Source organism: Kitasatospora sp. NPDC127060 (genome assembly GCF_042724935.1).
Taxonomy (GTDB): domain Bacteria; phylum Actinomycetota; class Actinomycetes; order Streptomycetales; family Streptomycetaceae; genus Kitasatospora.
This window is the reverse complement of record NZ_JBHXEG010000002.1, coordinates 50,020-56,164: the sequence shown is the minus strand read 5'-3', so window position 1 is coordinate 56,164 and position 6,145 is coordinate 50,020. Positions and strand designations below refer to the sequence as shown.

The following is a 6,145-nucleotide window of genomic DNA, read 5'->3' as shown; positions in this document are numbered from 1 at the left end:
TGCTGTCGGCGCCGCCGCCGGCGGGGAGGCCCCACCCCGGCCCGCCGCACCCCACCGGGGGTGCGGAGCGACACCGACTGGCAGAACCCGGCGAGGGCGAGGCCAGGGCCCCCGACCCGGAGAACAGGACGATGAGCGACACCTGGCAACGCCTGCGCCGCGAGCACCCCCGGTTGCTCGACGTCACCGGCGGCGCGGCCCTGATCGGGGTCACCGCCCTCGGCGCCATGATCGACCAGACCACGGGCCGCTTCGCTCCGGTCAACCCGGCCACCGGCGTCCTCGCCCTGATCGCCGCCGTGGTCGTGTTCTTCCACCGTCGGCACCCCCGTGCCGTGGTCGTCGTCACCCTGCTCTGCACGATGCTGCTCACCTGGACCAGCCCCCGGCTCACCCCCATGCTGGCCACCCCGCTGCTGCTCGCCCTCTACTTCCTCGCGGTGCGCACCGACCGCTCCACCGCGCTGCGCGCCTCGATCGTCACCGCCGTCCTGCTCACCGGGATCGCGCTGGTCTTCGGCCCCGGCGGCCCGATCGGCGAGCGGATCGGCGTCCTGGCCTGGGCCCTGCTGCCCGGCGCCCTCGGCGACTCCATCCGCAACCGCCGCGCCCACCTGGCCGCGATCGAGGAACGCGCCGAACGCGCCGAGCGCACCCGCGAGGAGGAGGCCCGCCGGCGGGTCGCCGACGAGCGGATCCGGATCGCCCGCGACCTCCACGACGTGGTCGCCCACCACATCGCCCTGGCCAACGCCCAGGCCGGCATCGCCGTCCACCTCATGGACAACCACCCGGTGCAGGCCCGCGAGGTGCTCAGTCACATCACCGACGCCACCGGCTCCGCGCTCCAGGAGCTTCGGGCCACCGTCGGCCTGCTGCGCCGCGCGGAGGAGCCGGCTCCGCTGGAACCCGCCCCCGGGCTGGACCGGCTGCCCGAGCTGATCAACACCTTCGAACGGGCCGGCCTGCCGGTCCGGCTCACCGTCGAGGGAGAGTCCCGCCCGCTGTCGCCCGGCGTCGACCTCACCGCCTTCCGGATCGTCCAGGAGTCACTGACCAACGTCGCCAAGCACGCCCACGGCGCCGACGCCGAGGTCACCCTCTCCTACACCGGCAGCCGGGTCGCGATCAGCGTCGCCAACGGCCACCCGACCAGCCCCGGCCGCCCCCGCACCGCCCTGCTGCCCCCGCCCGCCGCGGGCGAGAGCGGCTTCGGGCTGATCGGCATGCGCGAACGGGCCGGTGCGGTCGGTGGCCGCCTCACCGCCGACCGGCGGCCCGACGGCGGCTTCCTGGTCACCGCCGAACTCCCGCTGCGCACCGGCGCCCGGGAGGACGTCGCGCCACGGGCGGAGGACACCGCCCGCCCCGAGGACACCGCCCGCCCCGAGGACGCCCACGAGCCGGGCACCCCGGCCGGGCCCGTCGCCAGGGACCGGCGCGCCCACGCCTTCTGGCGCGACTGCACCGTCCGGCCGGTCCGCCCCGCCGACTCCGCCACCTCTCGCGACGCCACGCCTCCGGACGCCACCTCTTCCGACGCCACCTCTCCCGACGCCACCCGACAAGATCGCGCCATCCGAAAGGACAAGGACCACGCATGACCATCCGCGTGCTGCTCGCCGACGACCAGGCCCTGCTGCGCGGCGCCTTCCGGATGCTGATCGACGCCGAGGAGGACATGGAGGTGGTCGGCGAGGCCGCCGACGGCCGGGAGGCGGTGGAGCTCGCCCGCGCCACCAAGCCCGACATCGTGCTGATGGACATCCGGATGCCCGGCGCGGACGGCCTCGGCGCCACCGCCGAGATCTGCGCGGACGAGGAGTTGTCCGGCACCCGGGTGCTCATCCTCACCACCTTCGAGATCGACGAGTACGTGGCCCAGGCGCTGCGCGCGGGCGCCGGGGGCTTCCTCGGCAAGGGCGCCGACCCCAAGGAACTCCTCGCCGCCGTGCGCACCGTGGCGGCCGGCGACGCCCTGCTCTCGCCGGCCGCCACCCGGGCCGTGATCGAGCAGTTCCTCGCCCAGCCCGGTCCGGCCGCCGCCGCGCCCGCCGAGCGGCTCGCCGTCCTCACCGCCCGTGAGCGCGAGGTGATGTCGATGGCCGCCACCGGGCTCACCAACGAGGAGATAGCCGAGCGGATGTTCGTCAGCCCGTTCACCGTCCGCACCCATGTGCACCGGGCGATGTCCAAGCTGGACGCCCGGGACCGGGCCCAACTGGTCGCGATCGCCTACCAGTCTGGCCTCGTCCCACCCGGTCGTCCCTCCTGACGGATGGTCACCCCGCACCGTACGACCGAACCGAAGCATTCCGCACTGCACGGGCTGACCCGACGCGGCGACTGAAGGGGCGTCAAAACCCTGCCCCGGACGTCGTTCATGATCCGGTCCTGGCCGAAAACCGACTCCGAACGGGTGTATCAGCGAGTAGTCTGCCGATGACTCAGAATGAGGAGGATGTTCGTGGAAACCAAGGACACGGCCGGCGAGGTGCGGATACTCCAGCCGTTGCCCGAGCGCACCGGGGGCGGATCGCAGGCGTTCGAGCTGCGGCTTTCACGTCTGCTCCGGGTGCTCGGGATCGAGGTCGCGTCGGGGGCGGACTATCCGAGCGCGGCCCGCTGGGAGGTCCACAAGGCGCTCGCCGGACGGTCCGAGCTGCCCGAGGAGTACTTCGAGCCGCTGTTGGAGGCGGCGATCCACGACCCCAACCCGAGCTTCAACCGCCGCTTCGTCGAGCCCGCCCTGGTCGCCTTCGGGCAGCGCCGGGTCCGGCTGGCCCTGCTGGGCTACCTGCGGACCGGCACCGATCCGGAGCGGGCCGGCGCGGCCCGGGCCTGGTACTGGACGGCGCTCACGGTCGGCGGCGGCCGGAACGCGACGGCCGACGAGGGCGCGACCGTCCGCGACAGCTGGAACGAGGCCGCGCTGCGGGAGTTCGTCGGCAACGAGGACCTGGACGTCCGCCGCTGCATCCTGCCGGGCCTGCCGCTGGTGCCGCGCGCCTACCCGGCGGAGCTGCACGCCCTGGTGGAGGCGGCCGTCACCATCGCAAGGTCACACCCTGACGAGTACATCCGCCACCGCGCCGAGATCCAGACCGGCCTCTGACCTCCGGGCCCGCCCGCTCCGGGTGCGCCCGTCAAGGTGCTTGCCCGGAGCGGCAGTTGCCGCCAGCCGCCGCGCGGTCAGCCGGTCTTGACGGTGATGTCGCCGATGTCCGTCCCCAGGTCGAGCTTGAACTTGCCGTTGGGGTCGTTCTGGACGCCGATGTGCTTCTCGCCGATGTCCGTCCCGGCGCTGACGTGGTAGGAGCCGGTCGGTACGGTGACGTGGATCTCGCCGTTGGAGGTGGTGGCCTTGATGTCCTGGGCCTTGCCGGGGGTGAGGTTGATCTCGCCGTTGTCCGTCTTGGCCTGGATCTTGTCGCCCTTGAGCGAAGTGCCCTTGATCTCACCGTTGTTGGTGCGCACGTCGACCGATCCGGAGGCCTGGTCGACCGAGATGTCACCGGAGTCGGTGTGCACCGACACCTCGCCGACCTGGGTGAGGTGGATCCCGCCGGCCGAGGTGCTGCCACTGATCGGCAGTCCGGCGGGCAGCTCGACGGTGTAGTCCACCGAGCAGTTGTGCCCGCAGCCGCCGAGCACCAGGACCCCGCCCTCGACCCGGGTGGTCGTGCCGGGCTTCCCGCTGTGATAGGTGATCTTCCGGTGGACGGAGGCGCCGCCGGCGCCGGACTTGCCGTGGACGGTGACGTCCCCGGAGGAGTTGTCGAGTTTGACGGCGGTGACCTTGTCCGAGACGGTCGCGTCGTCGCTGACGGATGTTCCGACCGGGTCGCAGGCGCTGAGCACCCCGACGGCGAGCCCGGCGACCGCGACGGCCCCGGCGAAGTGGCGGTAGGTGTGGCGGCGGTGGGCGTGTCGGCGGTAGTGGAGCATGGTGGTTCCCCCCATGTCATGCGCGTTCATGGCGTGCTGACCCCGTGTTGACCGCCCCGCTCCGGAGCCGTCCCGTCGACAGTAGCCGGGGGCCCGGGCCCGGGGCGGTGGTAAAAACCCCCCAATCCGAGGTCCCGCCAGCACCACCCCGGACGCCGCCGCGAGCGCCCGCCACGGGGCACCCCCACCATGCCGCCGTCAGGGCTTGCGCGCGACCGCCCCGTACATGCTGACCCGCTCCGCACCCGGCGCCGGCGCCTCCTCCGGGCGCCAGAGCGGGACGGTGACCACCCCGGGCCGGAGCAGCTCCAGCCCGTCGAAGAACGCCCGCACCTGCTCCCGGCTCCGGCCCACCAGCGGCGCGGTGGCCTTGTCGTAGACACCGGTGACCCGGTCGCGCACGGCGGCCGGGATGAAGTCGGCCGTGCCGTGGGAGAGCACCAGGTGGCTGCCGGAGGGCAGCGCGGCCAGCAGGGTGGCCACCGCCCGGTACGGATCGTCCTCGTCGCGCAGGAAGTGCAGCACGGCCGCCAGCACCAGCCCGACCGGCCGGGAGAAGTCCAGCGCCCCCTCGGCCCGGACGGCGTCCAGCACCGCCGACGGGTCGCGCAGGTCGGCCTGCAGCACGGCGGTCCGCGCCGGCCCCGCGCCGGCCATCAGGGCGCGGGCGTGGCTGAGCACGATCGGGTCGTTGTCGACGTAGACGACCCGGGCGGTCGGGGCGACGGCCCGGGCGATCTCGTGGGTGTTGCCGGCGGTGGGGATCCCGGTGCCGATGTCGAGGTACTGGTCGACGCCCAGCCCGGCGACGCACCGCACCGCCCGGGTCAGGAAGCCCCGGTTGGCCCGGGCCGTGGCGCGGAACTCGGGGTTGGCGGCGAGCGCCTTCTCGGCGGCGGCGCGGTCGGCCGGGAAGTTGTCCTTGCCGCCCAGGTAGTAGTCGTACATCCGGGCCGGGTGGGGGACCTCGGGCCGCAGGTCGGCCGCGATCTCCGGATGACCGGACTCCCACATGCTCTCGTACCCCACGGCTGCCGCCCCTCTGGCCGTCCCGGCCGGGGTGCTCCCCGGGCGAGCTGTTCCCGAACGTCGGCGGACAGCCTAAAGCCCTGGTCAATGCCCTGGTGGTGGTTGGCCGGCTCACCCCCGTATGTCCCTTTCGTCGCGCTCCGGCGCCCGTCCCGGCGCAGGATGGGAACTCCGGGGGTCGGAAGTGGGCGGGGGCCAGTGGCAGGGTGTTGACACAGGAGGTCGGAGGCCATGGAGATCGCTATGGCAGACATCCGCGAGTGGCGGGGCCAGGACGTGGTCGACGAAAAGGGCAAGCGGATCGGCACGCTGGAGTCGGTCTACGTCGAGACGTCCACCGACGAGCCCTTCTTCGCCACCGTCACGGTCGGCGTGATCGCCAAGCGCCGCCTGGTCTTCGTCCCGCTGGAGGGGGCGGTGGCCGGTCCGGCGTACCTGCGGGTCGCGTACCCGCGGAGCAAGGTCAAGGACGCTCCGGCGATCGGCACCGACGACATCCTGCCCGCCACCGACGAGCCCGAGGTGTTCGCCTACTACGAGCTGCCGTACGCGACCGGCGCCGGGGGCGAGCGCCGACTGGCCCGCCGCTGACCGCTGGGCCCGCCGCTGGCCGGCGCTCCGCTGACCGGCCGGCCCTCCGCTTGCAGCCCTGCCCGCCGCCGACCGGTCGACCCATCGCTGATCGACGGGCCTTCCGCGACGATCTCCGCCAGCGGGGAATGAATACCCCTCCGGGTACACTTGTCCATTGACAGTCGATGTGAAAGGCGGCCCTGACATGCAGGTGGACGAGGAGTCGGTCGGTGCGGTCCTGAACCGGCTGCGCCGGGCCCAAGGCCAGTTGGCCGGGGTGATCGCGATGATCGAGGCGGGCCGGGACTGCAAGGACGTGGTCACCCAGCTCGCCGCTGTGTCGCGCGCCCTGGACCGGGCCGGATTCAAGATCGTCGCGAGCGGGATGCGCCAGTGCATGGCCGCCGCCGACGAGGACGCGGCACCGATGACCGAGGCCGAGCTGGAGAAGCTGTTCCTCGCCCTGGCCTGAGCGCTGCCACCCCATACCCCCCCCGATATCCCCCGATACACCCCCCGAGGGCCGCGACGGATCGTCCTCGAGGCCGCCGCCCGGGGGGGGATGGGGGGGGGGGGGGAGGGTGGTGGGGGCCAC

At 73.3% G+C, this 6,145-nt stretch carries 7 protein-coding genes; 5 read left to right on the top strand and 2 right to left on the bottom strand.

Features of this window, described 5'->3' with window-relative positions; all coding sequences use genetic code 11:
* The 3 genes from ACFWIS_RS02190 to ACFWIS_RS02180 form a co-directional block, all read left to right on the top strand.
* Positions 1 to 1,604: histidine kinase (locus ACFWIS_RS02190; protein WP_380523451.1), on the top strand; the 1,604-nt coding region annotated here is incomplete at its 5' end.
* Positions 1,601 to 2,275 (top strand): response regulator, encoded by a 675-nt coding sequence (locus ACFWIS_RS02185; RefSeq protein ID WP_380452347.1) that lies wholly within the window; start codon positions 1,601 to 1,603, stop codon positions 2,273 to 2,275. The genes ACFWIS_RS02190 and ACFWIS_RS02185, both read left to right, overlap by 4 nt.
* A gap of 186 nt (positions 2,276 to 2,461) precedes the next feature.
* Complete coding sequence (locus ACFWIS_RS02180; protein WP_380452349.1) at positions 2,462 to 3,115, top strand: hypothetical protein; 654 nt, start codon at positions 2,462 to 2,464, stop codon at positions 3,113 to 3,115.
* A 77-nt stretch (positions 3,116 to 3,192) separates the two neighbouring features.
* Here ACFWIS_RS02180 and ACFWIS_RS02175 read toward each other — a convergent pair whose 3' ends face one another.
* Positions 3,193 to 3,963: a DUF4097 family beta strand repeat-containing protein gene (locus ACFWIS_RS02175; RefSeq protein WP_380452351.1), complete on the bottom strand. Its 771-nt coding sequence runs from the start codon at positions 3,961 to 3,963 to the stop codon at positions 3,193 to 3,195.
* Between the two features lie 183 nt (positions 3,964 to 4,146).
* The gene (locus tag ACFWIS_RS02170) at positions 4,147 to 4,962 is read right to left on the bottom strand and encodes an SAM-dependent methyltransferase (protein ID WP_380452445.1); all 816 of its coding nucleotides are present in this window, start codon (positions 4,960 to 4,962) and stop codon (positions 4,147 to 4,149) included.
* A 258-nt stretch (positions 4,963 to 5,220) separates the two neighbouring features.
* Between ACFWIS_RS02170 and ACFWIS_RS02165 the strand changes: the two genes are divergently transcribed.
* Together ACFWIS_RS02165 and ACFWIS_RS02160 are read left to right on the top strand one after the other, a co-directional pair.
* Positions 5,221 to 5,568 carry a PRC-barrel domain-containing protein gene (locus ACFWIS_RS02165; protein ID WP_380452353.1) on the top strand — a complete coding sequence of 116 codons (348 nt, stop codon included), beginning with the start codon at positions 5,221 to 5,223 and terminating at the stop codon, positions 5,566 to 5,568.
* A 187-nt stretch (positions 5,569 to 5,755) separates the two neighbouring features.
* Positions 5,756 to 6,022, top strand: a complete 267-nt coding sequence (locus tag ACFWIS_RS02160; protein WP_380452355.1) for a metal-sensitive transcriptional regulator — start codon at positions 5,756 to 5,758, stop codon at positions 6,020 to 6,022.
* Positions 6,023 to 6,145 lie beyond the last annotated feature (123 nt).

What these genes read in the sequence shown, in the direction of transcription:
- ACFWIS_RS02185 (WP_380452347.1), top strand. Translation starts at nt 1,601, where the DNA reads ATGACCATCCGCGTGCTGCTCGCCGACGACCAGGCCCTGCTGCGCGGC.
- ACFWIS_RS02180 (WP_380452349.1), top strand. Translation starts at nt 2,462, where the DNA reads ATGTTCGTGGAAACCAAGGACACGGCCGGCGAGGTGCGGATACTCCAG.
- ACFWIS_RS02175 (WP_380452351.1), bottom strand. Translation starts at nt 3,963, where the DNA reads ATGGGGGGAACCACCATGCTCCACTACCGCCGACACGCCCACCGCCGC.
- ACFWIS_RS02170 (WP_380452445.1), bottom strand. Translation starts at nt 4,962, where the DNA reads ATGTGGGAGTCCGGTCATCCGGAGATCGCGGCCGACCTGCGGCCCGAG.
- ACFWIS_RS02165 (WP_380452353.1), top strand. Translation starts at nt 5,221, where the DNA reads ATGGCAGACATCCGCGAGTGGCGGGGCCAGGACGTGGTCGACGAAAAG.
- ACFWIS_RS02160 (WP_380452355.1), top strand. Translation starts at nt 5,756, where the DNA reads ATGCAGGTGGACGAGGAGTCGGTCGGTGCGGTCCTGAACCGGCTGCGC.